General features: G+C 47.3%; 23 protein-coding genes and 2 pseudogenes. 14 read left to right on the forward strand and 11 right to left on the reverse strand.

The genetic code is table 11. From position 1 onward, the window contains the following. Window positions 1-92: 92 nt before the first annotated feature. Entirely contained in the window at window positions 93-1,931 is a 1,839-nt protein-coding gene (locus AC0LWF_RS04920) for an ABC transporter substrate-binding protein (RefSeq protein WP_474650414.1), read from the reverse strand. A gap of 145 nt (window positions 1,932-2,076) precedes the next feature. On the opposite strand from AC0LWF_RS04920, the gene AC0LWF_RS04925 reads away from it, so the two are divergent. The 4 genes from AC0LWF_RS04925 to AC0LWF_RS04940 all read left to right on the forward strand — a co-directional run bounded on the left by AC0LWF_RS04925 (window position 2,077) and on the right by AC0LWF_RS04940 (window position 6,748). Then, window positions 2,077-3,585 carry a DUF4153 domain-containing protein gene (locus AC0LWF_RS04925; RefSeq protein WP_474650415.1) on the forward strand — a complete coding sequence of 503 codons (1,509 nt, stop codon included), beginning with the start codon at window positions 2,077-2,079 and terminating at the stop codon, window positions 3,583-3,585. Between the two features lie 76 nt (window positions 3,586-3,661). Then, complete coding sequence (locus AC0LWF_RS04930; protein ID WP_474650416.1) at window positions 3,662-3,883, forward strand: helix-hairpin-helix domain-containing protein; 222 nt, start codon at window positions 3,662-3,664, stop codon at window positions 3,881-3,883. A 40-nt stretch (window positions 3,884-3,923) separates the two neighbouring features. Next, the gene (locus AC0LWF_RS04935) at window positions 3,924-4,448 is read left to right on the forward strand and encodes a GNAT family N-acetyltransferase (RefSeq protein ID WP_474650417.1); all 525 of its coding nucleotides are present in this window, start codon (window positions 3,924-3,926) and stop codon (window positions 4,446-4,448) included. A gap of 551 nt (window positions 4,449-4,999) precedes the next feature. Continuing rightward, window positions 5,000-6,748 (forward strand): proline--tRNA ligase, encoded by a 1,749-nt coding sequence (locus tag AC0LWF_RS04940; protein ID WP_474650418.1) that lies wholly within the window; start codon window positions 5,000-5,002, stop codon window positions 6,746-6,748. A gap of 76 nt (window positions 6,749-6,824) precedes the next feature. On the opposite strand, the gene AC0LWF_RS04945 is transcribed toward AC0LWF_RS04940, so the two are convergent. Beyond that, window positions 6,825-7,763, reverse strand: coding sequence for a tyrosine-type recombinase/integrase (locus tag AC0LWF_RS04945; protein WP_474650419.1), 939 nt, complete (start codon window positions 7,761-7,763; stop codon window positions 6,825-6,827). A gap of 399 nt (window positions 7,764-8,162) precedes the next feature. Between AC0LWF_RS04945 and AC0LWF_RS04950 the strand changes: the two genes are divergently transcribed. Beyond that, window positions 8,163-9,215: a DUF4352 domain-containing protein gene (locus AC0LWF_RS04950; protein ID WP_474650420.1), complete on the forward strand. Its 1,053-nt coding sequence runs from the start codon at window positions 8,163-8,165 to the stop codon at window positions 9,213-9,215. A 78-nt stretch (window positions 9,216-9,293) separates the two neighbouring features. Here AC0LWF_RS04950 and xerS read toward each other — a convergent pair whose 3' ends face one another. After that, entirely contained in the window at window positions 9,294-10,376 is a 1,083-nt protein-coding gene (xerS, locus tag AC0LWF_RS04955; RefSeq protein ID WP_474650421.1) for a tyrosine recombinase XerS, read from the reverse strand. Window positions 10,377-10,554: 178 nt separating this feature from the next. Here xerS and AC0LWF_RS04960 point away from each other — a divergent pair, with 178 nt between their 5' ends. Continuing rightward, window positions 10,555-12,045, forward strand: coding sequence for an RCC1 domain-containing protein (locus tag AC0LWF_RS04960; protein WP_474650422.1), 1,491 nt, complete (start codon window positions 10,555-10,557; stop codon window positions 12,043-12,045). 335 nt (window positions 12,046-12,380) lie between these two features. Here AC0LWF_RS04960 and AC0LWF_RS04965 read toward each other — a convergent pair whose 3' ends face one another. Further along, window positions 12,381-12,791, reverse strand: coding sequence for a hypothetical protein (locus AC0LWF_RS04965; RefSeq protein WP_474650423.1), 411 nt, complete (start codon window positions 12,789-12,791; stop codon window positions 12,381-12,383). Between the two features lie 149 nt (window positions 12,792-12,940). Here AC0LWF_RS04965 and AC0LWF_RS04970 point away from each other — a divergent pair, with 149 nt between their 5' ends. The 6 genes from AC0LWF_RS04970 (at window position 12,941) to AC0LWF_RS04995 (ending at window position 18,033) form a co-directional block, all read left to right on the forward strand. Next, entirely contained in the window at window positions 12,941-13,303 is a 363-nt protein-coding gene (locus AC0LWF_RS04970) for a GntR family transcriptional regulator (RefSeq protein WP_474650424.1), read from the forward strand. 5 nt (window positions 13,304-13,308) lie between these two features. Next, the gene (locus AC0LWF_RS04975) at window positions 13,309-14,205 is read left to right on the forward strand and encodes an ABC transporter ATP-binding protein (RefSeq protein WP_474650425.1); all 897 of its coding nucleotides are present in this window, start codon (window positions 13,309-13,311) and stop codon (window positions 14,203-14,205) included. Next, complete coding sequence (locus AC0LWF_RS04980; RefSeq protein WP_474650426.1) at window positions 14,205-14,894, forward strand: hypothetical protein; 690 nt, start codon at window positions 14,205-14,207, stop codon at window positions 14,892-14,894. Before AC0LWF_RS04975 ends, AC0LWF_RS04980 begins: the two co-directional genes overlap by 1 nt. 135 nt (window positions 14,895-15,029) lie before the next feature. After that, window positions 15,030-15,689: a cell wall hydrolase gene (locus AC0LWF_RS04985; RefSeq protein WP_474650427.1), complete on the forward strand. Its 660-nt coding sequence runs from the start codon at window positions 15,030-15,032 to the stop codon at window positions 15,687-15,689. 257 nt (window positions 15,690-15,946) lie between these two features. Further along, window positions 15,947-17,353, forward strand: a complete 1,407-nt coding sequence (locus tag AC0LWF_RS04990) for an immunoglobulin-like domain-containing protein (RefSeq protein WP_474650428.1) — start codon at window positions 15,947-15,949, stop codon at window positions 17,351-17,353. 116 nt (window positions 17,354-17,469) lie between these two features. After that, the gene (locus tag AC0LWF_RS04995) at window positions 17,470-18,033 is read left to right on the forward strand and encodes an NUDIX domain-containing protein (protein WP_474650429.1); all 564 of its coding nucleotides are present in this window, start codon (window positions 17,470-17,472) and stop codon (window positions 18,031-18,033) included. 98 nt (window positions 18,034-18,131) lie between these two features. On the opposite strand, the gene AC0LWF_RS05000 is transcribed toward AC0LWF_RS04995, so the two are convergent. After that, window positions 18,132-18,617, reverse strand: a complete 486-nt coding sequence (locus tag AC0LWF_RS05000) for a C40 family peptidase (protein WP_474650430.1) — start codon at window positions 18,615-18,617, stop codon at window positions 18,132-18,134. A 273-nt stretch (window positions 18,618-18,890) separates the two neighbouring features. Here AC0LWF_RS05000 and msrA point away from each other — a divergent pair, with 273 nt between their 5' ends. Beyond that, window positions 18,891-19,877, forward strand: coding sequence for a peptide-methionine (S)-S-oxide reductase MsrA (msrA, locus tag AC0LWF_RS05005; RefSeq protein ID WP_474650431.1), 987 nt, complete (start codon window positions 18,891-18,893; stop codon window positions 19,875-19,877). A gap of 130 nt (window positions 19,878-20,007) precedes the next feature. On the opposite strand, the gene AC0LWF_RS05010 is transcribed toward msrA, so the two are convergent. Both AC0LWF_RS05010 and AC0LWF_RS05015 read right to left on the reverse strand, forming a co-directional pair. Then, on the reverse strand, window positions 20,008-20,427 hold the full coding sequence (locus AC0LWF_RS05010; protein WP_474650432.1) for a hypothetical protein: 420 nt from the start codon (window positions 20,425-20,427) through the stop codon (window positions 20,008-20,010). Between the two features lie 736 nt (window positions 20,428-21,163). After that, window positions 21,164-21,325, reverse strand: a pseudogene (locus AC0LWF_RS05015) (IS110 family transposase); the annotation flags it as partial. A gap of 369 nt (window positions 21,326-21,694) precedes the next feature. Here AC0LWF_RS05015 and AC0LWF_RS05020 point away from each other — a divergent pair. Next, window positions 21,695-22,885 (forward strand): annotated as a pseudogene (locus AC0LWF_RS05020) (IS110 family RNA-guided transposase); the annotation flags it as partial. Between the two features lie 401 nt (window positions 22,886-23,286). Here AC0LWF_RS05020 and AC0LWF_RS05025 read toward each other — a convergent pair. From AC0LWF_RS05025 to AC0LWF_RS05040, 4 genes are all read right to left on the reverse strand, one after another. Then, entirely contained in the window at window positions 23,287-23,790 is a 504-nt protein-coding gene (locus AC0LWF_RS05025; RefSeq protein WP_474650433.1) for a DUF4362 domain-containing protein, read from the reverse strand. Window positions 23,791-23,917: 127 nt separating this feature from the next. Further along, on the reverse strand, window positions 23,918-24,271 hold the full coding sequence (locus AC0LWF_RS05030; RefSeq protein WP_474650434.1) for a DUF3221 domain-containing protein: 354 nt from the start codon (window positions 24,269-24,271) through the stop codon (window positions 23,918-23,920). A 201-nt stretch (window positions 24,272-24,472) separates the two neighbouring features. After that, on the reverse strand, window positions 24,473-24,802 hold the full coding sequence (locus AC0LWF_RS05035) for a hypothetical protein (protein ID WP_474650435.1): 330 nt from the start codon (window positions 24,800-24,802) through the stop codon (window positions 24,473-24,475). Window positions 24,803-25,074: 272 nt separating this feature from the next. Continuing rightward, the gene (locus AC0LWF_RS05040; RefSeq protein WP_474650436.1) at window positions 25,075-25,452 is read right to left on the reverse strand and encodes a VOC family protein; all 378 of its coding nucleotides are present in this window, start codon (window positions 25,450-25,452) and stop codon (window positions 25,075-25,077) included. Window positions 25,453-25,682 lie beyond the last annotated feature (230 nt).

A 25,682-nucleotide genomic window follows, 5' to 3' on the forward strand; every position in this document is an offset into this window, starting at 1 on the left:
GATAAGAAGAAGCAAGGAGCTTGGCCTCTCTCGATTGCTCGAGATGAGACCACTCGCTCCTTGCTTCTTTGTTTCGTTACCGCGCTTCCGTTTTAGCGTGTAAACCATAAATCGCGGAACCTTACCCAGCCGAGCGATTCGAGTGAAATACCTCGGATTGAAGGATGGAACGCGGTCTTCAGATGCTTGCGGTAAAGAAAGAGCAAGCTGTGCGATTCCAACAGCTGCTTCTCGAGCTCCATGAAGGAAGCTGCTCTGCGCGAGAGCGAGCGTTCGGTCAAGATGTCCGCGATCTGCTTCTGCAGCAGCAGCTGCATATGTGGCCTCCTGTGATTCTGCATGCTTGTATACAGATCAATGAGCCGCAGCTCGCGGTGTTCATCGAGCATAATGGCGAACAGCAGCAGGTCAGCGCTTAGCCGCTCCTCGCCTTTGAACTGCTCCGCGGCAATGAGCTTAATCGCGATAGCGATGCCGGCGTCCGAGCAAACTTGCTGCACAATGAGGGCATCGGTCTCATACTGTGGAATCGTAGCGAGAACGATGGGCTCGCCTTGATAACCGGAGGCTCTCACTCGTTCTTTAATTGCCTCTAGGTCAGCGATGGCGATTGTGGCGTCCACGCTGCTTTCAGGCGAATCCATCTGCGTATCAGCAGCTTGCGGCCAGAAGCTGTCGGCACGCTCAATGACATCGCCGGACAGGCGAGTAATGAGCTCTGAACGGTCAAGCGCGACATCGAGCGCCTCACGAACTGCCGCAATCGAGAGCGGTCCGTCACGCAGCTCGTTAACGGTAATGAATTTGCAGGTCATGCCGGATTGGCGCACTTGCTGCCACCTGCTGGCGGCAGACTTCGACAGGCGCACATTATGCATCACTTGAAACGAGGTCAGTTCTTCCGCTTCATCCAGCGGCTTGTCCCCAGGCTGCGTCCATACTTCAACCCGGTCAAGGAAGCCGCGTCCTTGGAAGTAGGAGGGAAATGCTTCGAGCACGAATACGCCGCTTACTTGCTCCACTAGTCGAAACGGTCCCGTACCAATCGGCTGCGTCCCGATACCGCTGTATTGTTGCTGGTGTAGGCCATCCTCCTGGACTCGATTTGCAGCCGGAACAATGGAGGCGCGATTCGTCGTCAGGAAAGCGAGGAACAGCTCATTCGGCTCGGACAACGTCATGCGCACCGTTCGTTCATCGGGGGTCTCGATACGAATAATCTTCATATAGACCCAGTTGAATAAACCTTTCGGTGCGAGCGTCTGAAGCCGCTCCAGCGCATATTTCACATCGGCTGCGAGCATCTCTGTACCGTGATGGAACAATACGCCTTTGCGGAGGTAGAATGTCCATACCGTCCGGCTGTCGTCGACTTCCCATGCATGGGCGAGATGCGGCTGAATGGCATCACCGGCAGCGCTCATTCGGACAAGCCCATCATAGAGCTGATTCGCCAGATGGCTCTCTCCGGAATAGTGGATGCTTGCAGGATCAAGCGAATGAATGCTCTGAGGCAGCGGGAACCGCAAAATATCCAAGCGGCGCTCACCCTGCAGCTCCGTATGAAAGCCAAACCGTCCCGATAGCCACTCCTGAAATTGTTGACGCAGCACGTGCGTACCTTCATCCATCGTCTGCAAATACGAGATAGCAGATTGCAAGTCCTGCTTCTCGGCGATTTCCTGCGCCTCTTGCAAGGCGATATCTTCCTTGCGCGCTAAAAATTGCAGCACAGAGCGATTGCCGCGCCCGCGTCTCGACTCCCAGCTTAGCCACTGTTCCTGTTGCATCCGCTTGAGCAGCAGCACCATATTGCGGTGTGTACAATCGAGCGCTTCAGCGAGCTCGAGCGTCGTAATCTTAAGCGGCTCCTGCTCCTTATATTTCGGATAGTAATTTCGGAGCGCTAGATAATGCTGCCGAATCTTCATAACCTTCCCCCTAACAAACAAACGCCTAAAATTCGAAATTTCTTAAAAAAATCTTACACTTTATGTTCTTATTTTATAGGCTACAATAAAAGGGAGTAAATCACAATTCGATTCCAGCAAGGCGAAATTCTAGGAGTGAGAGAGCATGAGAGATCCGGCGCCATGGCAGCGCAGATATGAGCGAATCGCTCTGCTGTCCCTGTTGTTTGGCTTAATTAGTCAATATTTATTGATCGGGCATTTCTTTGGCCTTAACGTGCCTTTGTTTACAGCTCTGTTCTATGGGTTATTCTTCTTTGCCGTTAAGGGGAGAATAGGCGGATTCGATAAGTGGCGAGGCCAGTCCAAATCCGGCTGGTTGCTCAGTCTGCCCATTGCGCTGCTATCGCTAAGTTACGTACTCTTCGCGAATCCGATGTTTCAATCGCTTAACATCATCCTTCTCCCAGCGCTTGCAGCTGCTCAGACGGTGCTGCTCACCAGAAGCAGCACGAAGCCATGGTATCGAGCGGCTTTTTATCATGATGTCTTGTACGTTTCTCTGTTTAAACCAATTACGTATATGACAGTTCCTTTCGGACTGCTGGCAGCACGCTTCTTGCCGGAGTCCGTCACGCGCGAAGGGAGTAGTCCAGCCGCAAGTACATTAAAACGCGTTATGCTTGGCCTGCTGCTCGCCGCTCCGCTGCTGCTCATAGTCACGTTGCTGCTCGCTTCCGCTGATACTATTTTTCAAAGCTTATTAAATCGAATTCCTAACCTGTTTGGCGATGTCTCCGTTGGCAATGGAATCGTACGGTTTATCTTCGCTATTGCTATCGGGCTGTATGCCTTCTGTTATCTATGGACACTGTTGTTCCGAAGGATGGAGAATCAAGTATCAACACCATCCATTCGAGCTGGCAAAAGATTCGATTCCATTACAGCTACGACACTGCTCATGAGCTTTAATTTCGTTTACCTGGTGTTCGCCGGCATTCAATTCTCCTGCCTATTCGGCGCTGCGTCGGGCTTATTGCCCGAAGGGGCTGCTTATGCCGAGTATGCCAGACAGGGCTTCGCACAGCTCGTCGCTGTCTCTCTGATCAACCTTGGACTGCTGCTCGCCGGACTTCACCTTGTGAAACGAGAAGGGCAAACGGCAGAGATGGTCCGTAAGCTGTCGCTCAGCATGCTAGTCGGCTGCACCATCATCATGCTCGTATCTGCCTTCAGCAGGCTCTCGCTCTACGAACAGGCTTATGGCTTTACGCAAACACGTCTACTCGTGCATGGATTTATGCTATTTCTTGGTTGCATTCTGTTAGTATCGCTCTTCCGCATATGGAGGGAGCATTTCTCGCTCGCCAAAGCTTATATCGGTCTTGCGGTAGCGGCGTATGTTATCATGAACTATATCAATATTGATGCCATAGTGGCGCAGAGCAATAGCGAACGTTATGCCTCCACTGGCAAAATCGATCTCGATTATTTAGCTACATTATCTTCAGATGCGTTGCCTGCTCTTGTAAAACTGCAGAAGGAACAGCAGGGGAATGGTGAACTGGCCATATTGCCGCATATTATCGAAAGCATTCGAAAAGATGCAATCGAGCACGACAGCTGGCAATCCTGGAGCTGGCCGAAGCAGCGGGCACGCGATTTGGATAGGTAGTTAATAAGATTAACTGATGTTGGCGCGAGACGATTTATGGCATTAATTATCGTTCGAGAAAGGAGGGATATGGCAAATGAAACAGGATGCTGCTGCGAAGAATACGCTGACTGATATCCCGTCTGGACTATCGAAGCCGGCGCTTCGCGCGCTGAGCAATGCAGGGCTGCATAGCTTAGCCGATATCGCGAACATGAGTGAACCGGAGTTCAGGAAGCTGCATGGCATCGGCCCAAAAGCGGTGGATCTGATCGTTGCTGCTTTCGAGGCGAAAGGAATTGCTTTTGCAAACCGATAAATGACACCCAAGTTGATGGCTACGAGAGGCGGCATATACGATGAACCTCACATTTCCACGAGTGGAATCAGCGGAACAAATTACAGAACTAGCTCGGTTAGCGGCAGAGATTTGGCGTGAATATTACGTCTCCATCATTACGATGGAGCAGATTGACTATATGATCGATAAATTCCAATCCACCCAGGCGATTGAGGATCAGATATATCATCAGAATTACGAGTATTATTTGATTCAGCAGGATGGTTCGGCGGTCGGATATATGTCGGTCAGGCAAGAAGAGGAGAAGCTGTTCCTGAGCAAGTTCTATGTCGCCAAGGAGCATCGAGGACGTGGCTATGCCAGCGAGGCAATGGCATTCCTGGTGAAGCTGTGCCAGGATCGGAAGCTGGGCCATATTTGGCTTACGGTCAATCGTCATAACGAGTCAAGTATTGCGGTTTATGAGAAAAAGGGTTTTCGGATCGTGCGGGAACAAGTTGCAGATATTGGAAACGGTTATGTGATGGATGATTATGTGATGGAGAAAGTAATTGACTCGTTAGTTGGTAACTTAGTTACATAACTATAATTATGTAAACCAATGATGATTTAGAAAAATTTCGAAACGTGAACATAATCAATAAGGAGCTATCCCATCATCGGGAGAGCTCCTTTTTTACATTCGCGGATTATAGCGCCATACTGCGAATTTACGTACATGAGCTGGAAACGATATGGAAATTCTCATTTTAGTTAACATAATTATAATTACGTATACTTACTGAGAGATTAATGTCGCTCGTCGTAATATGCCTGTTGACTTCTCTCTCAAGTTGTTGTAATTTATTTGACAACAAATTGAACGACACTGATCAAGGATACGCGCTCTATTCGTTTGTCTGCGCCCAGAGAGGAAGCCTTAAGCTGAGAAGCTTCCCGCAGCTGCTAGAGTCGCCCAGCCTTGTAGTCGCTGCAAGGAACTCGCCTTCGTATTTGCAGCCGGGTCATTCCCGTTATCAAGAGCAAAAGAGCCTTTTTTTCGGCTGAATTTTGGGTGGTACCACGAGAGCACGCACTCGTCCCTTAACCAGGGATGGGTGCGTGTTTATTTATTTGGGAGGGGACCTGTATCCAATGAGACAAAAACATGCTTTCGTTCCAACGATGAGAGAAATACCAGCAGATGCTGAAGCGATCAGCCATCAGCTGCTCGTAAAAGGCGGTTATATCCGCCAGCTGACAGCAGGCGTCTATTCGTTCCTGCCGTTTGGACGCCGTGTACTTCGCAACATTGAAGCAATTGTGCGTGAGGAAATCGACCGTACCGGCGCGCAAGAGGTGCTGCTGCCTGCATTGCAGCCGGCTGATCTCTGGCAGCAATCCGGCCGCTACGAGGTGTATGGACCAGAGCTTGTCCGTCTGCAGGATCGCAGTGGGCGCGAGTTCGCTCTTGGTCCAACGCATGAGGAAGTCATTACGCAGCTTGTGGCTGGGGAGATTTCGACGTACCGGAAGCTTCCGGTTACACTCTATCAGGTGCAGACGAAGTTCCGCGATGAACGCCGCCCGCGGTTTGGCTTGCTGAGGTGCAGAGAATTCGTCATGAAGGATGCTTATTCCTTCGATACGGATTGGGAAGGGCTCGATCAGACATATCGCGCGATGTACGACGCATATCACCGGATATTTGAACGATGCGGCCTTCAATTCCGCGCCGTAGAAGCGGATGCCGGTTCCATTGGCGGTGAAGGCGGCACCCATGAATTTATGGCGATTGCCGAGTCAGGCGAGGATGACGTCGTCACATGCAGCTGCTGTACGTATGCCGCGAATATGGAGAAGGCGTTTAGTCGAGAGACGGTAGCTTTTGCATCAGACGAACTTCAGTTGTCAGCTATTGCGCGGGAGTCAGCTCCACTGGAGCAATTCCATACTCCTGGAATGCGAACCATAGAAGAGTTAATCGAAGGGCTTGGCGTCAGTGGTGCTGAGCTGATCAAGACGCTGCTCTATGTGGCAGATGGCAAGCCAGTTGCGGTCCTCGTACGCGGTGATCACAGCATCAATGAGACGAAAGTGCTCAATGCGCTCGGCGCCATAACGCTAGAGCTTGCAGATACGGAAACGGTGAAGCGTATAACCGGAGCTGGAACCGGCTTCGCAGGTCCAGTCGGACTGACGGTACCGCTGCTCGTCGATTACCAAGTAAGCATTATGCCGAAGGCGATTGCCGGTGCGAATGTGACGGATTACCATAGCCGCAACGTCGTGCCTGGTCGTGATTTTGCACTCGCACAGGTCGGAGATTTCCGTAATGTTCAGGAAGGCGATTCCTGCCCGAGCTGTACAGAAGGCAAGCTTACGATCATCCGAGGCATCGAGATTGGGCACGTCTTCAAGCTAGGGACGAAGTACAGTGAGAAGCTTGGCGCGCAATTCGTCAATACAGCTGGCGAATCGAAGCCAATGATTATGGGCTGCTACGGAATTGGCGTGAGCCGCTTGCTCTCAGCGATTATCGAACAAAATAACGACGAGAATGGTATGATCTGGCCAGCATCAATCGCTCCATACACGGTGCATGTAATTCCTGTTGCTCATCAAGACGCTGCACAGATGGAGGCGGCTGAACGGCTGTATGGGGAGTTGACGGCAGCTGGTATTCAAGTGCTGTTAGATGACAGAGAAGAGCGGCTTGGCGTAAAGCTGAAGGACAGTGATTTAATCGGAATACCGCAACGTGTTGTGATTGGAAAAGGGATCGCGGATGGTGTGGTCGAATGGAAGGAACGCCGCAGCTCAGCACAAGCAGAAATTATCGCGATTACGGACGTGAATGCTTACATTAATGCCCATATAATACAAGCCAACCCGATCAAATAAAAACGAAAACAGCCCGTTTCCTTAATAGAAGGAAGCGGGCTGTTCGTTTGTTACACTACACGAGGCGCACTGATGCTCACCGTCCTAAAAACTCTAGGTTTGCAGTAGGAGGGAGTATCGGCTGGATGGTCATCATGGCTTCCTTTTTAGCATGATCATTGACGTGGGTATAGATTTGCGTTGTGGAAATGTCAGCATGACCAAGGAGCTCTTGCAGCGTCCTCAGATCAACCTTGCCCGTAGCAAACAAGTTAGTTGCAAATGAATGCCGCAGCTTGTGGGAAGACAATGAGACATCTTTATATTGTTCATAGTCTTTTTTAAATGCCTCGAATGTTTTCTCAGCTACATTCTGAATGGCACTCTTGGAGATTCGGCGGCCAAGACGAGAGATGAACAATGCTGTTTCCTGGCATCTCCTAGGCTGCAATCTTTCTGCAAGGCAATTACGCAGTAGATCCATTAAAGCAGGCGGAAGGGGAATGTATCTCCATTTCCGTCCTTTACCGAGAACAGCAAGATGAACGGCCTTCTCATTAAAGTCATTGATGTTCAGTCGGTGGATTTCCCCTACGCGGAGTCCGCAATATGACATAAGGGCAAGAATCGTGATATCTCTAGTTTGATAGCGGGAGTTGACCCTCTGAAGGAAATCCCCTAGATCATCTTGTGCAATGTAGACAGGGACTCTATTCTTTTCTACTTTCGATTTTTGAACGTCTATAGCCGGATTTGTTTGAACCCGATTGAATTCGATCATTACTTTGAAAAAGAGACGTATGGAAGACAACGCCCGGTTACGAGCGCCATCACCAGCCCCGCCGTTCCGAATTCGAGTAAGGTGCGCCATGATGTCAATTTTTCGCAAAGATTCGAGTGGCTTCTCGGAGACACTGCGCAAGAAGGATCTTACATCATGGAGATATCCTTTTTGCGTCTCCTGAGAATAGGATCGATCTTTAAGCCATATTAGAAACATTTCCATGTCTTCATCATGTTGAGTTGCGATGTTCATTATGTCCGCTCCTGTTTCGACTAGGTGATTTAATAAATGGATGAGAATTAGTAGTAGATTAGAGGTCGTTTTCCTAAAATAAAATGGCACACAGACCGAACTCTATTAAATATGGATTTAGTGCAGTTCAATGCATGAATATATTCGTTCAAACTTGTTGTAATCCTTCTTTTCTTTGATTTGTTTATTTCTTAATCTATTAACTGCTCAGATGGGGGGAGTTGAACCTACTGCTCAAAATAATCTACTTGAGTTACATATTAAGGGAATGGGTTTGGTGCTGATGCTGATGGTCATATCCAAATATTACATTCCACTTTTTACATAAACATCTTATACTTACCATGTTGGACAAATGATGGGTCTGAAGGCCCATAAACACAAAGGGGAGATAGATAAGTGGCATTCTTGGGATTTGCAAGTATCATTGCTTTATTAATTAGCGGTATTGCACTGTTTTCACAGAAAATGCGGGCTAAAGTGTTTGGGAATCCAGGAAGGAAACGTCCACTGATAGCCAGTTTACTAGCCATAGTAGTCCTTTTATTAGCTGCTGAAGATGCAAGCATGGCATTCTTGGGATTTATTAGCTTATTTGTGTTGCTGATCAGTATTTTTTCGTTGCTCTCGAAGAGATTGCGAACTAAAGTGTTTGGAGAAAGCGCTTCAAGGAAACGTTCACTTATAGTCGGTGCCATTGCTCTAGTAACAGTAATTGTTGCTTCGGCTAACACACCTGAATCAATTGATACACCACCTACTGCAGCATCAGTTGATGCCAAAGTAGTTGAAGCAGACGTCGCTCAAGTAGACACTGCTGATTCAACAGCTAAACCGGATGCTGAAGCAAAGGCAGAAGCGGACAAGAAAACCGTAGAAAAAGCGGAAGCGAATGCGAAGGAACAAGCAGATCGTAAGGCAAAGGAAGAAGCGGACCGTAAAGCAAAGGCGAAAGAAGAGGAAGATCGTATAGCGAAGGAAAGAGCTGATGCAGAAGCTAAAAAGAAAAAAGCTGAAGCAGAGGCCAAGAAGAAGGCTGAAGAAGCGAAAATTCCGAAGATTGGCGATACATATCAAGTTGGTGATGACCTCTTTCGTGTGAACACCATCAACATAAAGAAGTCAATCGGAAACGAGTTTCTAAGCACCAAGGCTGATGGCAGATTTCTTGTCGTGAACATATCAGTAAAAAATGGTGAAAAAGAAGCAATCACCATGGATGCCAGCTACTTCAAGTTGGTAAGAGGTGACGTGGAATACTCCCCCGTCACGGTATTTGAAATGGACGATTCCATCATCTTTGAACAGATTAATCCTGGGATCACAATCCACGGCAATGTAGTGTTCGATGTTCCTGAAGACGTGGCTATCGCTGGGGATCTGATGTTGAACGTACAGACAGGATTCTGGGGCACCGAACAGGGGCAGATTGCTTTGCAGAAAAATAAGTAGTCGGTTGAATAGTTCGCATGGTTCTCTACAAACTAGAAACCGCCCGATATAAGGGCGGTTTTATTAATTGGTGAGTAGTTATGCTTCCTTCTGATGGTCGATCGCCTCAGCCATCGTTTTGTCCGTCAGATGCGCATAAATTTGTGTGGTCTCTGGTGAAGCATGGCCCAGCTGCTCTTGTGTCTTGTAAAGATCATTACGCAAATAATAATCGGTTGCGAACGAATGGCGCAGCTTATGTACAGACAAGTATGGCTTGCCGAACCGCTTCGCATACTTGATGACCATCTCTTGAATGGCGCGCTTGGTCATGCGTGCGCCTTCCTTCTTGCCATTGGCTATGGCGAGGAAGAGTGCTTTCTCCCGCTTCGGTGCTTTGTACTGCGAATCCCGCTGATTAAGATAGAGCTGCAGATCGCGAATCGCTTCTTGGCGGAAGTACACCGGCGTCTTGAACGTATCGTCGTTCTTACCTTTTCGGTAGACGTAGAGAAGCCGTTTCTTCATATCGAGATCGTCCACGTTCAGATTGAACAATTCCGATACACGAAGACCAGAATTGAGGATAAGGCTAACAATTGTCGTGTCTCTCGTCCGGTTTTTCTGATAGGAGTAGAGCGCCTGCTTATTCGTCGCAACCTCAGTACCGTAATCTTCGTTGATATAGCGGATAAACTCGTCGATCTCCTGCTCCTGCAGAAGCTTGCCCTCCAGCTTGGCTGCAGTATCCTTCGGCTTCGCCGTCCGTTTAATGGATACTTTCGCCATGACGTTACGCTTCAGAAGCGGGTAGAACTGATCGTCCTCGGCAATTTGGCTCAAGTAATGAAAGAGCGAGCGAAGCGAGGAGAGCTTGCGAGAAATCGTCGTTCTGCTGTTGGACGATTCGGGACGCGTTGCAAGATGCATTTTGAACGAGTCAACGCTGTCCATATGCAGCTTCTCCAGCTCTTCTAGCGTCACATCGCGAATGGTAGGTCCAGCCGCTAATCCTTCTGCAATAAGCCAACCTAGGAATGTGTCGTAGTCACGCACATATTCGAGCAGCGAGGACGGAGACAGGTCCGGCAGCTTATAGCCGATAAACTTCTCAATATACCAAGGCATCGAAGGTGTTCTGCGGTCGAGCTCCTTACGGTCTTTCACTTTAATAATATTCAAGCTCGGTCAACCTCCTAACGGCCATGAAAAGATTACGTACCGGGATATGCTATGTATATTCTTTATTGTAATCATTATCCGCAATGCTGCGCAACATTCATCCAGCTGTAAGCGTCAAAGGAGTATGGCATGTTCGCAGACAGACAATTAATATGAGAGATAGGAGGAGACTTTTCCAATGAGACAGTATCGCAGTCGCTTCGCTCGGAAGCCCATTATGACGCTGTTCATGGTATTCATGCTGCTGGCAAGTTCACTTCCGAGTCTTGCACTCGCAGAGCAAGCACCGACAACTAAGCCTGCCTTTACACAAATTATTGCAGGTACATACTATTCCACTGCGCTGCGCAGCGATGGAACAGTGTGGGGTTGGGGACGGAACTTATGGTCGGAGCTCGGCATCCAGGAACAGATGGTATCGACTTCAATTGCGGCTCCAGTGCGGCTTGCAGGATTGACGGACATTGTTGCGATCTCGACAAACAGAAGCGGGTACCAGCTGGCCGTGAAGAAAGACGGTACCGTCTGGGAGTGGGGAGCTTCGCTTGCGGATGTGAAAAAAGGAATACTCCCGAGACAGCTGAAGCCATTGATCAGTATGAGCCAAGCGACAGCCGGATCCAAGTTCGGGTATGGCCTCCGCTCTGACGGTACGGTCTGGGCATGGCCACGCAGCACGGAGCCATCTGCGGGTGGAGCTGCAGTCACAGTGGTGCCTACACAAGTAAGCGGGCTAACAAATGTGAAACAGATTACATCGGTTGATGATACTGTCTATGTGATAAAATCAGACGGATCGGTTTGGCAGTTTGCGGCAAAGCTGGATTCCGGTTCAGCAACAGGATCAGCATCGAATCCGGCATCTGCATCGACTGCGCAGGTTAGTCTGACATCGCCTGCCCGAATCGCTGGACTTCCGGCGGTGCAGCAGTTTGTCCCGAATTATTATGGCGCATTTGCCCTCGATCTGAAAGGCCAAGCTTGGGTGCTATCATGGACGTCTGGTGTAAAGCCGAAGCTGTTCCATCCAGAGCTGAAGTTGAAGGCAATTAGTAGTGGCTCCTACGCCTTGACGCTGCTGTTAACGCAGAGCGGGGATGTGTACAGCATCAACATATTTAACAGTGCGGACAAAGGGAAGAAGATCCGCCTCTCTTCACCGATACAGGCGATTGCAGCCGGCACATATCACGGATTAGCGCTGGATGGAGAAGGCCATGTCTTCGGTTGGGGAGCTGACAATTGGAACGAGACTGGTGGCCCGGCTGCCTCGCCGGATCATATGGTGTATGCTCCGATGCAAGTGCGTCGTGATATTACGATGAATGCAAACGGCAAGCCTCTAGCTACAATCTTTCCTGCTATTATGGTAGGCAGCTCGATCTCCGTACCGCTTAAAGATACTCTTCGCAGCCTCGGAGGCGATTATAAGGTGACGGTAAATAGCGATGCGCAATCCGTCATGGCGATTATATATAGAGGCAAACAGTACGAAGTGCGGTACCAAGACTCTCAGGTTCTGCTAAACGGCGTAGCTACTGGCGTGACGGTTCCAGCGAACTTCGGTGCGATCTCCGGCGTCACGATGATTCAATGTGGTGTTTTGAAAAAGATCGGCATTGGCTGCACATGGAACTCGCAGACGGGTACACTCAGTATTACGGGTTAATGAACGGTAGACGAAGCCGCACTCTTTAGGGAGTGCGGCTTTTTGCTGTGAACACGATCAGCGCTGCGAATGGCTCGGAGAGTTGCCCGTGTGCGGCAAAAGCTAACTCGCTAACGATCCTATTAACGCTATTTCGCGATTTTAGCGTTGTTCTAGGAGCTATCGAATCTCAGAGACACTATTTCATCATTTCAGTCCGATTTCACTCCAAGATCTCCCCAATAACGTCGCTGGAGTTCGTTAAAATTTGCAAAAGACGATTTTGGTGCAAATAAGCGCCATAAGATTCGTTAGCGTTTCCGGTGAGAACGGAAGGCCGCAGCCGGCAAAGCTTCCTACCTGGAGCGGGTGATAAGCCAGCTAAGCAGTGTTTGGTAGATCCATAACAGCAAACCGCTTATGCCGAATAACAACGCGATTGACGCGGCTACTTGCATGCTTGAAGTGAAGATCAGCAATACAAAGAACGCGAGGGCGCTAGGGACGATGAAGTAGCCAATTAGCGCAGCCAATTGCCTTTCAATGCCGGGGAAAGGAATGAGTCTCGCTGCGCAAGCGTCCGCGAAAAGCGAGAGCGGCAGAATAATTAAAACGGTAACGGCAAGCATCAATAATGAACCAACCGTCAACTGCCGCTCGAATGAATAGAAATAATCCAGCTCAGCAATTACCTCATCGTGACCCCATAGTGCAGTTGTAAAAGCAAGTGTCAGTGCGGTTAGGAGCGAGGCTATCCATTTGCTCATCCAGGTCAGCTCCTTGTATATAAGTTGTTACGTTAGTTAGGAATCGCTGGGCATTAGCGGAAAATAAATTCGATCCATTGACATCAGAGCTAAGTTGCTTATATAGTTAGTTACATGAGTAACTAACCAATGTGGTGGTGCGACAAACAATGGCCAATCAAATCGACGACAGTCGTCCCATCTTCGTGCAGATCGCCGAACGAATTGAGGATGACATTCTCGGAGGCGGACTGCCGGAAGAAACGCAGGTCCCTTCAACAAACCAATTTGCCGCTTTCTACGGCATTAACCCGGCTACGGCAGCCAAAGGCGTCAATATGCTTGTAGATGAGCAAATTCTGTACAAGAAACGAGGAATCGGTATGTTTGTAACAGCTGGAGCCAAAGCGAAGCTGATGGAGAAGCGGAAGGAACAGTTCTACGAGCAATATATCATAACGATGATTCGAGAAGCCGAGAAGCTCGGCATTACAACGGAACAATTGACCGAAATGATCCATAAGAGAGGATGAGTACAATGAATGCGAAAGTCGTAGAAGCTATTCATTTAAGCAAGACGTACGGCAATATCAATGCGGTGGACGATGTCAGCCTTTCCATTGAAGCGAACAAAATCTACGGTTTGCTTGGCCGCAATGGAGCGGGTAAGACAACCATCATGCATATGATTACCGCTCAACTGTTCCAGACGAGCGGCGAGCTTCGCGTCTTCGGTGAAGCGCCATACGAGAATAACAATGTGCTGCGCCAAATTTGCTTTATTAAAGAAAGTCAGAAGTACCCCGATGCTTTTCGCGTGGTTGATGTGCTTGCGACAGCTGCTTTATTTTTCCCCAACTGGGATGCGGCCTATGCCCTAGAGCTTCTTGAAGAGTTCCGCGTACCGCTGAAGCGCCGGATGAAGAAACTGTCGAGAGGGATGCTCTCTTCAGTTGGCATCGTCATGGGTCTTGCAAGCAGGGCGCCGCTCACGATCTTCGACGAGCCTTATTTGGGGCTTGATGCGGTAGCGAGAAGCCTGTTCTACGACCGGCTGATGGAGGATTACGCTGAGTATCCGCGGACGATTATTCTGTCGACGCATCTGATTGATGAAGTGAGCCGGCTGCTCGAGCATATCATCGTCGTTGATGGCGGGAGGCTGCTGCTGGATGAAGAAGCGGACCTGCTGCGTGGGCGAGCATATTCCGTAACAGGGCCAGCTGCGAAAGTGGATACGTTCGTTGTCGGCAAGAAAGTGATTCACGACGAGCTGCTTGGCGGCTTCAAGTCGGCTACGATTTATGAAAGCCTGGTTGCGAGCGAGCAGCGGAAGGCAGAGTCGCTTGGGCTTGATTTTGCGCCAGTGACGATTCAGCAGCTTATTGTTTATTTAACGAATAACAGCAAATCACGCAAGGAGGCTATCATCTAATGCATCCTGTACAAGGCGTTGTCAAAATGTATTTGAGAGAGAAGATGGGCTGGGTTCTGCTCCCGTGGATTATTCTCACTTCAAGCTTCGTCATCAATCTGTTTATTGCTGCACTTATTCCGATGGACGACAAGGTGACGACTGGCGGTCTTGCTTCGATCTTTATCTATATGGGCGTAATTGGCATCATGTCTATGTCCCAGACCTTCCCGTTCGCGCTCGGGCTTAGTGTCCGCCGGAAGGATTTCTTCGCTGGCACGATGCTCATGGTTGTTCTGGTTAGCTTCTGCACGTCGATCGTCCTGTATCTACTCTCGTATATCGAAGGATTTGGCTTGGTTGGGTGGGGCGTAGAGCTGTATTTCTTTCATTTGCCATACTTAAGCGACGGGAATGCGGCTGAGCAGATCTTCGTATTCTTCTCTATGATGCTGTGTCTGTTTGTCGTAGGCTTCACCATCGGTTGTTTGTTCCGTCGATTCGGCAAGACAGGCATGACCGTGCTGACAATCTGTAGTATCGCGTTGCTCACACTGTTCTCCTATGCTGCCAATTATCTGGACTGGTGGATATCGATAGGACATTACTTTGCTGATCATTCGGCTGTACAGCTGGCGTACGCTCTGCTTCCAATCACAGCTTGCTTAGGCATAATCGCCTATCTCTTAGTGCGTAGAGCGACGGTATAGCAAGAGTCCGCTTACCTCAATCTGTAAGAATGAGAGATTTTTTAGATGATTAGAAATTCCCCTTAAACCGCATGGCAGGCGCGTGAGATGCTACAATCAGCGTCATACCAAACGTTATGAGAGGAATGAAGCAACATGTTTAAACAGAAAAGGATGGCGGCACTGGCATTCGTCACGTTTGTAATGGGAGGCTCTATTCTCGCAGAACAAGCACCAGTATCCGCAGCAGCTGCCCCAGTACTCAAACAAGGCAGTCAGAGTGGCGACGTAGCAGACTTGCAATTCCGGCTGCAAACGCTCGGCTATTATAAAGATAAAATCACGACCACATATGGCATGACAACGCGTAGCAGCGTCGTTAATTTTCAGAAAGCTAACGGCATTAAGGCAGATGGCATTGCCGGCCCTCAGACGTGGGCGAAGCTGAAGAAGCTCTCTGTCAACAAGCCTGAGCTCTCGAAGCTCGCACGTATTATATACTCCGAAGCACGGGGTGAGGTGTACAAGGGCCAGGTTGCTGTTGGAGCCGTCGTTATGAACCGCCTGCAGTCGCCCCTCTTCCCGAAGACGCTTAGCGACGTTATATTTGAGCCTTACGCGTTCACTGCCGTAGCGGATGGCCAGTACTGGCTCATTCCTAATAATTCCGCGTTTTTGGCTGCGAAAGATGCGGTGCGCGGATGGGATCCGACGAAGAACGCGGTCTATTATTACAACCCGACTACCGCGAAGTCGAAATGGATCTTGACTCGTAAAGTCACGACGAAGATTGGCAGCCATGTATTTGCGATATAGTCTTGAAATTGTTTATCACTCGTTTCGATGAATCCGCCTTCGGGCGGATTTTTTTCGTTGCAGCCGCAACTTAATAAGCGAGCGGCTCGTTTGGAGTGTAAGGAGAACGCGATACCAGGAACTTGGCATGGGGGACTTACATTTAACACCATTAAAAACATATTTTTCTAAAACACCCCCCGAAAAGTAGCATGAGATGACGAAACGTATCTATAGTGGAGCGTTTTCACTAATTTATGGTGTTGGGAGAGAAGCACATGAAGAAGTGGGCAGTCGTCATGCTCGTCCTATCGATGTTTGCATTCACAAGTAGCACCGCTCTAGCACATGGCAATGATCATAAGGATGACTGGAACAAGAGTAAGCTGCAATCCTGCAACGAGGTGGTCGCAAGTCTGAATGTCACGCTTAGTAAGGTGAAGAATGATTGGACCCGCACAGTCCTCAAGCGGATGATCGCGAATTTCAAGGCGGAATGTACACAGGGCAGCAATACTGGCAACCAGAACGACTCCAATATCGTGAATGCTGATAAATCGGCTCTAGCGCTTACTTTCTTGGGCAATGATAATGCGAACTCGGTTACGCTGCCGATTATTCTACCGCAGACGGGCAAGAACGGCTCCAGCATTAGCTGGGTTTCCAGCGATCCAAACGTCATCTCGAATGACGGCTTGTCGATTCACCGTTCAAGCAACGTCGATATCGCCGTTAATTTAACGGCTTTCATCAAGCGTAACAGCGCATCGGTCAGCAAGACGTTCCGTGTCGTTGTAAAAGCGAATCTGCCGCAAATGACGGACGTGGAGCGCGTTCAGAGGGATTCATCAGCCCTTGAGATTACTTTCGGCGGGTCTGACACCATTAACAGCGTAACTCAGCCGTTAAAAGAGCTGCCTACTAAAGGCGTGAATGGCTCGACGATCAAATGGACTTCCATGCTCCAATCTGTAATCTCTAGTGATGGTAAAACCGTCGTTAGGCCGAATTATGGTTCAGGTGATGCAGTCGCTGTGTTCACAGCAGATATCAAGTCAGGCAATTATTCCGAGACGAAGATATTCGTGCTTACCGTAAAAGCAGGCCTTCCGGATGCACAGCGAGTTGCGGCTGACAAGGCAGCGCTGCAAATCACGTTTGGCGGTAGCGATACAATCAATCGCGTTACAAGACCTGTCACTCTACCAAGCGTCGGCGTAAACGGCTCGAAGATTACTTGGACGACGAGCTCGCCTACGATATTGTCGGCGGACGGCAAGACGATTCATCGTCCAGCAGAAGGATCTGCAGTGAGCTACGTGGCGCTGACAGCGGTTATCTCCAGCGGTTCCTCCACCGATGTGAAAGTATTCGTACTGACGGTAAAACCGCAATTTACGAGCGCGGAGAAGGTTGCTGCTGATAAAGCAGATCTCGCGATCAGCTACAAGGATGGCGACAGCGCCTCTAGCGTCACTGGAGCGATCACATTGCCGACAAGCGGTTACTATGGCAGCAAGGTCGTCTGGTACTCTAGCAACCCATCGTTGCTGTCTGACAACGGAACTGTACTCTATCGTCCAGCGTACGGTCAGAGCGATATAAGCGTCACGTTGACCGCCTTTATCAGCAATGGCGACTCCGGGGATATTAAGACGTTCACGGTGAAAGTAAAACATCTGTAATAAAGCTAGGTTCACTTGGATTGAAATGGTTGAACTCTGCAAGACTCGGAGCTATTATATACGAGAGCAGTATTCGCATTCTTCTATTCCAATTTGAACCGGGAGACTAATAAGCCATGGAGATTAATTATTGCATGACCTGCGGCGCTCCGCTTGAGGTGCGTGACGTAGACGGTACACCTCGTAAAGCGTGTACGGCAGAAGGCTGTAACTTTGTACACTGGGGCAATTATAGCGTCGGTGTCGGTGCGCTAGTTGTTCGGCAGGAGAAGGTGCTTCTCGTTCGCAGAGCGCAAGAGCCGGGCAAAGGCTACTGGACCAATCCAGGCGGTTATATCGAGCAGCATGAGCTCATTCACGAGACGATCCGCCGCGAGGTAAAAGAAGAGTCCGGCATTGATGCAGAGGTTCGCAGCGTCGTTGCCGTACGTGATCATCCGAGAGGCATTCATAACGTGTATATCGCTTTCGCGATGGATTACGTTGGTGGCGAGCCGGTCCCGGATGGCATCGAGGTTGATGCGGCTGGCTTCTACAGCTTGCAGGAGATGGAAGCGATGAATGTCGCCGGCTTCACGAAGTGGCTGGTCGACGTTGCGCTGCACCGTAATGGCGAAGGATTAACCGAGGACAAGGATCCGATCGTGAAGTTTGACGGGTACGGATTGTTCCGAGTCTAACCTCGCAGCTTGCGTAAGAAGCACGAAGAGCTGGATTGAAATCGGTGCTCCATGCACTCATTTCATCCAGCTCTTCTTTGATTCTTGCATTAGTTTCTTTAACTCATTACTCTTCTTGCGGTTACATAAGCGCTCTTCCAATAGCTCGAGTTCATGTCCGAGATTTCAACGCCCTTGTTCGCGCTGTGCAATATCTTGTTATTGCCTGCATAAATCGCAACATGGCTGATGCCATACCCGTTTGTTTTGAAGAAGACGAGATCGCCCATGCTCAGGTAACCTTTTGCCACCTTCTGGCCTTTCAAGGCTTGATCTATGGAAGTGCGTGGTAGGTTGATATCGAAGTTATCGTAAACATATTGCGTGAAGGATGAGCAATCAAATGCGTTCGTCATATAAGGAACTGCACCGTAAAGATAAGGCGTGCCTATGTATTTCTCACCGTACGAAATCAGTTCAATTGCTTTCTCCGTTGCGGCAGACGCTTGCGTCGCCGTGCTAATTGTTAGTGCTGTAAATCCGATCGTGGCGCAAAGGCTCACACTTAGGACGCTCTTGAGTAAACGTTTGTTTATCCATTTCATGTTTAATCCCTCCAGCTTCTACAAGGTGCCATTTGTCATTTACCCACTATAACACACGAAAAACCACCCGTTTTTTCTCATTAGGAGTCGAAAGCGAGCGTTTACAAGGGTCTGGATTGGTTTATGAGAATTACGTGAGAAATTTCTCATTATTTCCGTGAGAAAGATGAGAAGACATGAGATGACATGAGAAACTGTACATTTGGAAAGTTCGGGCAGCTTGAGTTATGATAGAGTTATGGAAACATTCGATTAAGAAAGGTGATTAGACCTATGCATAAGGATGAGAGTCAAGTTGATAATGGGCAAGATAATCGCTTCGAAAAAGCGACTTTCGCAGGTGGATGCTTCTGGTGTATGGTAACTCCTTTCGATGAGCAGCCGGGTATCGAGAGCGTCGTGTCTGGCTATACAGGCGGACATACGGTAAATCCGACATACATGGAAGTGTGTACAGAGACGACTGGTCATGCGGAAGTGGTACAGATCACGTTCGATCCTGCTATTTTCCCCTATGAGAAGCTGCTTGAAGTGTATTGGCGCCAAATTGATCCAACAGATGCAGGTGGACAGTTCCACGACCGTGGCAGTTCCTATCGGAGCGCAATTTTCTATTATAACGAGGAACAACGCATTGCAGCTGAACGTTCCAAAGCAGAATTAGCGGCTAGCGGTCGCTTCGATAAGCCGATTGCTACGGAGATCGTGCCAGCAGCGCCTTTCTATCCAGCTGAAGAGTATCATCAAGATTATCATCATAAGAATCCGCTTCGATATCGGATGTATCGCCAGGGCTCAGGCCGGGATGCTTTTATCCAGCAGCACTGGAATACGGAGGCGGATCGTGAATCAAGACGCAGTCAGTTGACACCTATTCAATATGAAGTTACGCAAAATAGCGGCACCGAGCCGCCATTCGCCAATGAATATTGGGATTTCAATGGGGAAGGGATCTACGTCGATATCGTCTCTGGCGAGCCGCTCTTCAGCTCTGCGGATAAATTCGATTCCCACTGCGGATGGCCTAGTTTTACGAAGCCTATTGTGAGCTCCAATGTGAAAGAAAAACAGGATCTGTCCCATCGGATGATCCGGACGGAAGTGCGCAGTGTTTCAGCAGATTCCCACCTTGGCCATGTGTTCGACGACGGTCCAGGACCAACCAAGCTGCGATATTGTATCAATTCGGCAGCGCTGAGGTTTATTCCGAAGGAAGAGATGGAGAAAGAGGGATACGGGTATTTTTTGAAAGAACTGTAGGGATAATGAGTTGTAATTAATGTGGTTAAATATAGCTAAAAGGGAAAGGGACCATGGAGTGAATTAATTACTCCATGGTCCCTTTTTTTGCGATGCATGACTCGGCGAGCCCTTGAAGCAAGCACAAGTATTACTCTTTATCAATTGTAGTGATCGTGTCTTCCTTGTACTCAAACTTTACTTTCGTTCCTTGTTCCCATTTGGATACCTTGTCGGCTAGCTCAGCGCTGATCTGATAAGATAGCGGCCCAACGCCGGTTTCGATCTCAATGGTCTTGTCGGCATTAATTCCGTTGAATACGCCAGACATAACGACAGGAGCATCTTCCTGCGACACAGCTTCCTCAGTCGACGAACCATTGTTCGGAGCAGCCGAATTCGATGCGTCGTTGTCAGAAGCAGCATTGTTACCAGCAGTATTAGAATTCGAAGCGTTTGCCGTAGTGTTATCAGCGGCATTGTTGTTGCTGTTACCGCACGCCGTTCCAATAATCGCTAAGGAGAGAACGACCGCAATGATGGCCAAATTTTTAACAAGATTGTTTTTCATGATTTTCACCTCCAGACGGTTAAACGTACAGGCGGTTGGAAAAGTTTCGTTGATTATTGTTAAGAATATGTAAATCGAGCTGGAGAACGCAACTTAACTGAAACATCATTGATGGAATGATAAATTGAGATGATAACAGCGATATTGTGGATAATTCAGGATACAATTGGTTAATATAATAATAGTTATGTGGACTTATTTGAAAATTGTGTTGTTTGATTGGAATCAGACTCAATCCAAAATCTGCACAACTGAAAATGAAACAAAACTAATGAAATGAAACAAAACTAATAAGTTCAACGATTAAAAACGTAAATATAAATTCGTAGCAGATTGATCAAACGCAACACAAACGCGAAATAACTGAACGTAAAAGTTTGAAAACTGGCCATTTGTATCTGTATTACTTTTACACAAAACCCGTATTTTATACATATGTTTTATTTAATAGAAATGTTGTTCAAAAGTAGCCGACTAATAATAATCGGCTGTCGGACGACAAGAACTTCTATACAAAAACGACAAGAACTTCTATACAGGTCCGCGTTCCCTTCTCACTCTTCGCCAAAACAATAACAGCGTTGCCGTCCTACCGGTCAACGCTGTTATTGTTTATATTCTTAAACGTGCTATGTACTGGTCAACATATTTTTTATATTGTTTGTTTTCACTGGTTGGATTCGAATATGAATCCATAGCCACACGTAATGGATCGTATGTTCTCATCGTCTAACAACTCGAATCCTTCTCGTGTGTTTTCAAACGTAATTGCCTTTCCAAACTCGACTCCACGGTTATCTTGTGCGCGAGCCACATGTTTGAACTTGGCGATGTCCACACCGACAATTAAGGTAACAGAACTGATTTGATTAATTCGTTCATTTTGAGTAGAATGCATGTTGTAGTCTCCTTGGTTTGTTTTTGGATCCGACGCTGGCCAGCATCTGGGACCCCTAAACATCATACCAAGGAGCTTTTCTTTTTCTCAAACCTCGTATTTCTTCATAATAGGAATGCTGCCCGTTCGTATTATGAGGTCACCAGATCTTTCTGGTCGACCTCTTTTTTACATGGTCATAAGATTGCGGTAGCCGGGGATCGAACCTTCCTGCCCGTGGGCCTAAGATCCCGAGAGCTATTCTGTTCGTCCCCCCTACTTGTTAAACCATGATTAGGCTAGTTGGGGCAAGACCCCGAATCACATGCGATAATGTGGACGACAAGAAGGTTAGGGGTTACCGGTGAATTTTATACAAGGAGTGGTTATATGAATCCTGTCATTGGACTGGATGTTTCCAAAGGTGAAAGTCATGCTCAAGCATTCATTAATCGGGGTATCCCACACGGAAAGATTTTTCGCTTTGAACATAATCTTGAGGGGCTAGCCTCTTTCCTAAATTATGTGCAAGATCTCGAATCCTTTACCGGACTACGTCCGGCAGTAGTGTTAGAAGCAACTGGGCACTATCATAGCCCTGTCATTCAGTTTCTAGATGAGCATCAATACTTGTATATCGTCATTAATCCTCTCATCTCACATCAAGCAAAAAAAACCAATTTACGTAAGGTGAAAACGGATAGTGCTGACGCATACCAACTTGGGGAATTGTTCTACAAAGAAGAGTTGGAGCCGTACAAAAAACGGGGGCAATTCTTAATGAATTTGCGCTATCTAACAAGGCAGCATGATGCTTTAACAGATATGTATGTGCAAGCGAAGCTGCAGTTTCAGGCGGTTCTTGATCAGGTCTTTCCGGAATACCGCGGTGTATTTGGAGATCTGTACTCGAAGGTGTCCCTTCGTTTTCTTGCTCGTTATCCTACATCCGCATCGGTGCTGACCAGGTCTATTAACGACATCACAGCGACGATACAATCTCTTACCGGTCGGGTAAATTCCACTTGGGCGGTTGAAAGAGCGCTGAAATTAGTAGCTGCTGCGGAACGAAACCCTTTCAGAGAAACAGCTTTTTCAAGCCATCTCATCTCTCTGGAACTGCTCATTAATCTCCTTCTACAGTACCAAGAGCATCTAGCCAAACTCGAACAGTCGATAGATGCTCTGGCCGCAGAATTACATGAGTATGAATTGATCCAATCGATACCCGGCATTGGCACCAGAATTGCAGCAACAATTCTGGCTGAAATTGGAGAAATTGATCGATTTGATCACGCAAAAAAGCTCGTTGCATTTGCCGGCATTGATCCAAGCGTGTTCTCTTCCGGTAAGTTTACAGCAACTCGAAACACGATAACAAAACGCGGTTCACGAAGGTTGCGAACAACCTTATATCTGGCTGTACGTTGCGGTCTGCGCAGCTCACGGAACCAGAAGCTCCGCGCCTTTTACGATAAGAAGCGTGCCGAAGGTAAGCCGTTTAAAGTGGCTGTTATTGCCTGCGTGAATAAGTTGATCCACTGGATATTCGCTATTCTGACCAACAAGGAAGCATTTCGCCTAAGCTATCCCGCAGCTTTTTGTGCCTTCACATTCTCTATTCTGTTTCTCACGCTTTGTATGTTTCCGAAATATTTGATGATTACTAAATCGACTAAGAGAAGGAGATACATTAAAAAAATATACTTTGCTCTAATGATTTTAAAGACTAAGGACATAACTGCCTCCTTTTCAGTTGGGTACGAAGATGTCATGCTTTTTAAACAATATACTCTTCCAATGGCTGGAAAGTTGCGCAAATCTGCCCGTTAATTCAATGAAAAACGGCAGCCGATTCTCTGGCCGGCTGCCGTCGTGTCATGTTTGCACTATCCGTACCCGTTAGCGGAACGAAGGGTAACTTATCATCAATTATTTTGGGAAGCAAAACCTACGCAGCCCAGGTCTGAATTATTAGTTAGTTAATCGATGTCGTGGTTATTATACCTTGTAACATCTTCCCACATGCCAAAGTCACCTTTTGCATTAGCGCCACATCCCGAAAGTGCAATTACCTCGCCACGTTCAAGCTTGAACGTTTGAAACCCCTTACAAGTCGCCTTATAAATACCGGGATCGCCCCCCAAGTGATCTCTTGTATTATCGAAACTATAATAAATCTGCTTACCATCATAAAATAATTCTTCGATAATGAAGCCGCCTTCCATGGTGTCCTTGGTTATACGAACTTGAGTGGGAGTTTTTTCATTATACTGTTTTAGGAATTGAATCCACTTGTCAATATTATAACTGCTATCAGCGGCACCCCAAATAACCACATCACCATTCTGAGCTGCTTTTTCTCTTCCATAAGGTTCAGATATTGGAGTGAACTCGCCATTGGCATGTTTAACATTCTCTTGCTTACCGCATGCTGGTAGAAAAATAATCAAGAGAGAAAACACCATTAAAAGAACTCTACTCATATTACCCCTCCCTAAAATAATATAGAACAGCGCTTCATAGAGGTTGCGCTAAACTGCCCCGTTAGCGCAACAGGCTGCGGTGTAAATCGGCAGCCTGTTCTTAGTTGTGCTATTGTCTACCGTTTGCTTAATCAAATAAATAAGAGAATTTCCTAATGTCAGCAGTTGCCCGTGCTGGGTAGATTAGCTCTGCTGACATGTCAATAATATTAATCCTTATTTTTTCTCCTACAGTGGAAGCATCGTAATCATCTTTGCCCACAGATAGCCAGATTACATCAGGTTTAGCGTCATTCAATATTTCGTTAAGTGGCGATTCAAAATTAGCAGGCTTGTCACGCACCACAATGACTCTCCCACTTTCTTTAAATACAACAAAGCCTTTCTTGTAATCCCAAACTTCGTTTGTTTTACTATGTGCGCATCCTGTCATTAGAGTTAAAACAAGTACCATTAAAACAATAACTTTCTTAGCCTTCATTATATACATACCTCTTCAAACACTAGATTCATACTTCTAGCCGTATGATACCTTTTTTTGTTATACAATCCAATTGGTAGATAGTGGAGTTCAACCTTCCTGCCCGTTAGCGGAACGAGGCCACCGATTGAATCCTCGGCAGCCTCGTGATGTAGTTTATTCAACTCTTGTGTCCCGTTAGCTGAATGATTTAGTTCCAATCTAGCCTATGTGTATTACTGTGTCATCCCTTCGAAATGCTAAGGGGAGTTTTTTAACTAACAGATCAATACGGTCAAGGATATGTGTTTGGTTTCCTCCAGATAAGTTACTCCTTGACCATTCTTTTATTTGTAATAGTTCGTGCATGACCTCATTTAAGTCTTCTTTTCTTAGATCAATCCCAGTAGAGAAATGCTCAACCCAATGCAACTTTAATGCATTAACCGCAGGGGCCCAACATTCGTTAAAGAATGATTCAGAAGCCACTGGTATTGAGAGCCCTTTTTCATATTCGTCGACAGGATCAATAATAAAAGCTAGAACTGACAAGATAAGTCCTCCTTTGGGTTGGCTCCTGCGCAATAGTGCCCGTTAGCGTAACAAAGTTACCGACACCGACAGGGTCTCGGTTTGTCAATTATCACATAATTAATATGAACGTTACTAAAGGACAATCAAAGGCGGTTGCCGTAGCAACCGCCTCTCTATCCTATTCAGTGTTTTATTTTTGCCGTATCCCGTGCAGCTATAATGTTCTCACGTTGGGATACCTCTATTCTCGATCTTCGCTTAAAGCACACAAGGCAACCTCACGAGGGAGATTATTGCCCGCCCCCAAATATTATTACATATCCATCTAAATCCTTTACTTTAAAACTCCTCCATAGTCTGTTTCCCATAGGTCCAACGTTCAGTTCAGAAGCAAAGATTGCCCCTTTTGACTGAAATTCCTCATACAATTGTCCAACACCATCATAATTACTATAAAAATATGAATCCCATTCATTTGCGTTAGGGCGGACATCTTCAGACTTTTCAGCTTGTTGCAGAATAAAGCCTAGATTATTACCCCGTTCAGCATGACCAAAATCATCAACATTGAAGCCAAGTACATCTCGGTAATACGTCTTGGCTTTTTCATGATCAGAAACTAATCTTACCTGAAGGAAATTTTTAAGATAAACAGGATCATTACTCAAAGTTTACACCTCATTATTTAGTAAATATTGATTTCTACTAAGTTCTACATTCACCATAAATATCCTTTATTTAGGTGTGTTAGTCCCACTAATCTGCCCGTTCGTATTATGAGGTCAGCCAGTTTTTACTGGTTGACCTCTTTTGTCTTTAAGAGGTTTAGTACGGGTAGCCGGGGTAGAACGTCTCTGCCCGTGGGGCTCGACCCCGTGCGCTAAACTGTTCACCCCCT

It is taken from the genome of Paenibacillus sp. sgz302114 (assembly GCF_056120345.1).

What these genes read in the sequence shown, in the direction of transcription:
- AC0LWF_RS04980 (WP_474650426.1), top strand. Translation starts at nt 14,205, where the DNA reads ATGCATCCTGTACAAGGCGTTGTCAAAATGTATTTGAGAGAGAAGATG.
- msrA (WP_474650431.1), top strand. Translation starts at nt 18,891, where the DNA reads ATGCATAAGGATGAGAGTCAAGTTGATAATGGGCAAGATAATCGCTTC.
- AC0LWF_RS04945 (WP_474650419.1), bottom strand. Translation starts at nt 7,763, where the DNA reads ATGAACATCGCAACTCAACATGATGAAGACATGGAAATGTTTCTAATA.
- AC0LWF_RS04995 (WP_474650429.1), top strand. Translation starts at nt 17,470, where the DNA reads ATGGAGATTAATTATTGCATGACCTGCGGCGCTCCGCTTGAGGTGCGT.
- AC0LWF_RS05025 (WP_474650433.1), bottom strand. Translation starts at nt 23,790, where the DNA reads ATGAGTAGAGTTCTTTTAATGGTGTTTTCTCTCTTGATTATTTTTCTA.
- AC0LWF_RS04930 (WP_474650416.1), top strand. Translation starts at nt 3,662, where the DNA reads ATGAAACAGGATGCTGCTGCGAAGAATACGCTGACTGATATCCCGTCT.
- AC0LWF_RS04925 (WP_474650415.1), top strand. Translation starts at nt 2,077, where the DNA reads ATGAGAGATCCGGCGCCATGGCAGCGCAGATATGAGCGAATCGCTCTG.
- AC0LWF_RS04935 (WP_474650417.1), top strand. Translation starts at nt 3,924, where the DNA reads ATGAACCTCACATTTCCACGAGTGGAATCAGCGGAACAAATTACAGAA.
- AC0LWF_RS05010 (WP_474650432.1), bottom strand. Translation starts at nt 20,427, where the DNA reads ATGAAAAACAATCTTGTTAAAAATTTGGCCATCATTGCGGTCGTTCTC.
- AC0LWF_RS04990 (WP_474650428.1), top strand. Translation starts at nt 15,947, where the DNA reads ATGAAGAAGTGGGCAGTCGTCATGCTCGTCCTATCGATGTTTGCATTC.
- AC0LWF_RS04960 (WP_474650422.1), top strand. Translation starts at nt 10,555, where the DNA reads ATGAGACAGTATCGCAGTCGCTTCGCTCGGAAGCCCATTATGACGCTG.
- AC0LWF_RS04965 (WP_474650423.1), bottom strand. Translation starts at nt 12,791, where the DNA reads ATGAGCAAATGGATAGCCTCGCTCCTAACCGCACTGACACTTGCTTTT.
- AC0LWF_RS04975 (WP_474650425.1), top strand. Translation starts at nt 13,309, where the DNA reads ATGAATGCGAAAGTCGTAGAAGCTATTCATTTAAGCAAGACGTACGGC.
- AC0LWF_RS05000 (WP_474650430.1), bottom strand. Translation starts at nt 18,617, where the DNA reads ATGAAATGGATAAACAAACGTTTACTCAAGAGCGTCCTAAGTGTGAGC.
- AC0LWF_RS05030 (WP_474650434.1), bottom strand. Translation starts at nt 24,271, where the DNA reads ATGAAGGCTAAGAAAGTTATTGTTTTAATGGTACTTGTTTTAACTCTA.
- AC0LWF_RS04970 (WP_474650424.1), top strand. Translation starts at nt 12,941, where the DNA reads ATGGCCAATCAAATCGACGACAGTCGTCCCATCTTCGTGCAGATCGCC.
- AC0LWF_RS04920 (WP_474650414.1), bottom strand. Translation starts at nt 1,931, where the DNA reads ATGAAGATTCGGCAGCATTATCTAGCGCTCCGAAATTACTATCCGAAA.
- AC0LWF_RS04985 (WP_474650427.1), top strand. Translation starts at nt 15,030, where the DNA reads ATGTTTAAACAGAAAAGGATGGCGGCACTGGCATTCGTCACGTTTGTA.
- AC0LWF_RS04940 (WP_474650418.1), top strand. Translation starts at nt 5,000, where the DNA reads ATGAGACAAAAACATGCTTTCGTTCCAACGATGAGAGAAATACCAGCA.